2 protein-coding genes are annotated in these 4,268 nt (G+C 23.3%); both read right to left on the reverse strand.

Features of this window, described 5'->3' with window-relative positions:
- Positions 1–1,199 precede the first annotated feature (1,199 nt).
- Positions 1,200–2,837 (reverse strand): hypothetical protein, encoded by a 1,638-nt coding sequence (locus tag DMG62_00575; protein ID PYY24946.1) that lies wholly within the window; start codon positions 2,835–2,837, stop codon positions 1,200–1,202.
- 700 nt (positions 2,838–3,537) lie between these two features.
- Positions 3,538–4,011, reverse strand: a complete 474-nt coding sequence (locus DMG62_00580) for a hypothetical protein (GenBank protein ID PYY24947.1) — start codon at positions 4,009–4,011, stop codon at positions 3,538–3,540.
- Between the last annotated feature and the right edge of the window lie 257 nt (positions 4,012–4,268).

A 4,268-nucleotide genomic window follows, 5' to 3' on the forward strand; every position in this document is an offset into this window, starting at 1 on the left:
GTTCTGGAATTCCCAATAATTTTCTTAATCTTTTACTGATAAATATAGGATGATCGAATACAGTTTTCTTATTATCAACTGCATTAATTAATTTACGAACATCATTAATAGGAATATCATAATATCTAAAATAAATTATAATTAGAATATACAAAAGAAATAATTAGAATATTTGATATTATTAGCATACTCACATCAATTCTGAAAACCATTTTCTGTTATTTCTTTGATAAGAGAACATAAAAAATAATTCAATTTCTGTAATAATCTTTTTAAAATAATTAATAAAATTTTAATTAAAATTATCAATATAAAACAACCCTAATAAATTTAACATTTATAAATTTATAATTATAATAAAGTAAAATACCTTTGCTTTTTGAAGTAAAAATTCTTCATATTTGTTATAATCATTAATTGCCAAATTTAGTAATCCAATAAATAAGTTCATAAGATAAATTAGTATAAATGTAAGTAAAACGAATAAAACTGTCATTACTGTAGGAAGGATAAAGTTTTCCAGTGATTTGTAATCACCTATTGTTTTTTTTTTTTTAAAAAAAAAATTATTAAATTAATTTTTATATCAAAAAAAAAATGATTAAAATAATAAATTACTACCCAAAAAAATCGAATACATTGCATAAAGTGAAGAATCAAATGAAACAAACACATTTGTGTTTTCATCAGGCCGTTAGATTAATATCCTATCGTCTAATTGCGCTCCATTTTGATCAATAAAGATATATCGATTAGCAAGATTCCATGGATTATTTGGATCATCATTAAATACTGGTTTATCCAACGAAAAACTAAGTGTTCTTAAAACAATAAAAAATGCATGAGCAAATCCAAGTAAAATAAAAAATAAGACTACTAAGAATGGAAAAACTTTTTTGGCAACACCAATAATTATGGAAAAATAAATTCCAAATGATTGAATTACTCGGAAAAATAATAGAAATTTCAAATAAAATAATAAATTAGTAACTGCTCCAATTTCTTTAATTTTGTCATCATCATAAAAATTGAACCAATATATAGACACTATAATAGATGAAAGATATGTTCCTACATCTATAAATAATAAAATTATCAATTCATTTTTTGTAAATAAAAAATAAAAATTAGTGTATAAAATAGTGTACCAATTACTTACCAAATAAATTCCATGGATCGCTAAAATAAATTTGTGGCTTCTATAAACATTGTCGAATTTTAACAATTAAATATATAAAACCAAATAAAATTGAAAGTACAAAAAGTATATTATTGCTGATAAAAATACCAGAAGATATAGAAGCCAATGCAAAGCAAAAAAAATAATTAGTATAAAAATACCAATTTAAATAATAATATGTTCTTCCAAAAACTTTCCATTTAAAATCTATAATGGCAGCAAAATTCCACCACTTATAAAAATTATTGGTATCTATATTACAAAAAAGAATAGATTTTTGTTTATGTAAAATTTCATTCCAAGAGTTATCATTTTGTTTATATAAAATTTCTTTCCAAATGTCATTATCATCAAGATATTTGTAAATTTGTGGAAAAGGAACAATAAAACTAATTGTTGGAGTTTTTTCTTGTATTTTTAACTTGGAAGCTAATTCTTTATAAAGTAATGATAAGCTTTTTAATAATGATAAACTTTTTAAACAATTATTATCGTTATTACTTGATGATCTTTTAATATAAATATCTTTTGAATATGTATAAAGTGAAGTATTCGTTGAAGATTTAGTAGATGAATAAGTGGGATCTAATATAATAGATGTATGTGAGAGATATTTCATTACTAAATTAGAATAATAAGGATTACACAATTTAGATAAATTTAAACTAATAAAAGGCAGAAATGATATGTAATTGTAATTTTCTGAATCATCAATTAATTCAATGATTTTATCAACAATTGATTGAATGATAAAAATAAAACTACCATCTTTCTCATTAGTTGCTATTTCTAACATTTCTAATCCAAATTTTGAAAATTCTACTGGATTATTTATAATACTTAAAAAGTATTTCTCATATTTCTTATATTCTGTATTCTTGTGTTTCCTGTATTGTTCTTTTTTAATCTTTTCAAATATAGTTTTAAAATTTGGTGATGGTAATGATAATTTAAATTTATCGTCTAAAATTTCTTTAATAAAAGGTTTACAGTAATTATCAAAATCAGTAATATTATCTTCAAACCCGAATTTTTCATTCCAATCTTCATTGTTCCAAAAGTATCGAAGTCCTAAGAAATCTTCAGTTATTGTATAAATTAAGATTCCTTTTCTAGTAATTAAAGCCAAATCCTGATTATCTAATTTTTTGTATGAAAATATTTTATATTTAAAAGAAACACTGTTCTGAGTTTTTTTCCATTCATTATTTTGCAAACATTCTCCAAAAAGTCTAGCACGACCAGAATCCTTCACTTTAAGAATAAAGCGAAATATTGTTCCATCTGCTAATATAGTCACTTTATTGTTATTTGTTGTGTGACTTGTGTCACTTTTAATCATATCATTAAGCATATTTTCTATCTTTTTGAAAATAGATAAAGTATAAATATTACTATGGTAGATAGTCTTGTTTAATATTTGTTGAAATGTATCTTTATTCAAACCGTCTGCAGTCCAAACATTATTTTCAATAATTGAAAATTTTCTGTTGGATTTAGTTATAATAATTTTTTTACTGTCATTGATATCCTTAGTAATATCAATTGTATCAGAGGGAAGAAAAGGATCTAGAAATTTGTATGATAATTTATTATCAAAGGATTTATTAATAATAATCAATCCTTCAGAACCATCCTCTAAAGTTACAAATTCCATTGGATATTCTAAATCTTTCACAACTTCTATGTCTTCTACATTAAACGAAAAAACAAATTATTTAAAATGTTATATAATAAAATAATGTAAATTAATACTAACCATATCTTGAAATCCACATTCCATTTCCCATTGAAAATATATTAACTCTGTCATCAATATTTAATGCAATTAATGTTTGATCTGTGTTTATTACTATATTAGATGGATAACTACGCAAGACATAATCAAATATGTTAAATAAGTATTGCGTCTCAAAGGTCATTGTCGATAAATTCCATTGAGTCATCGATTGAAATCCATTAAAAAGAAATAACTTTGTTTGATATACAAAACAATAATCAAAAATATCTTCATTTAAACTTTTAGTAATTTCTATATTATAAATTTGGGAATGCTTCCAACGAGTTTGATTTGTAGTTTGATTTGTTGTTGGCGGCTTATCACTAAAAGAGTACATGTAAATGTTGTAATCTTTTTTTAATCCTTCATTGTTTAATGATACTACAATCAAATGATCATCAGAATCAACAGGACGAAATCCCACTGAATTTTCTCTGATAAAAAGTCTTTCTGCATATTCTAGTTGAAGAAATTGACCCTTGTCATTTAAATCAACTATACCTAACAATACAAGTTATTAATTAGTTAATTACATAAGACATTTTGCTTGCTTATTTCATATTTTATATCAAAATAATTACTTACGATAATTTGATTTGTTATCACTATTCTTATCGTTATAATGGAATAACAAAAATTTTTTATATAATTTAAATGATACAATATCGTAATCTCGATCAAGCTCGAAATACAATCCACATTTTTGTTGTATATTCTCTTTAATTTTGACAGACCATCCAAGAATTGAATTATCCTTTTTACTATAAGTAACAACATAAGTATCGTGAATTGAGTCATATTCTTCGTTCATGTATTGAGGAACAATAATACTATCAATTGAATTTCTATGTTCATTGATCGTTGATTTCGTATGTTCTTTTGTATTATTAATCGCTTCCATATGTTTTTTTGTATCATCATCCTCCGTTTCTGAAGAAATTAGAATTTTAATAGGATCTTTCTGAGCTTCAATTTCTTCGCTAGCCATGATTTTATCACAAAATTCGTAAAAAAAATTTTTTTCTTTGTGTGCTTTATGAAAAAATGACAAATTTATAAAATTTTGATTACCATTTTATCATTTGATTAAGCATATATGCATGTTAAACCAATTGATTATTTGATGATATAATCAAACTTATGAATAAAAAAAGGTAAAAATTAAACTTTCACCATGCATGTACTGTATATGCGTGTTGTACAAAATTTTGCGCCAAAGAGGAACAATAAAAAAAAATTTTTTTTTTATTGTTTTGATTGTATAGGATAAAATAAGACATTAATCATGTAAGGATATGTACTGGTTAG

The sequence above is a fragment of the Acidobacteriota bacterium genome, from assembly GCA_003225175.1.
Classification (GTDB): Bacteria; Acidobacteriota; Terriglobia; order Terriglobales; family Acidobacteriaceae; genus Gp1-AA112.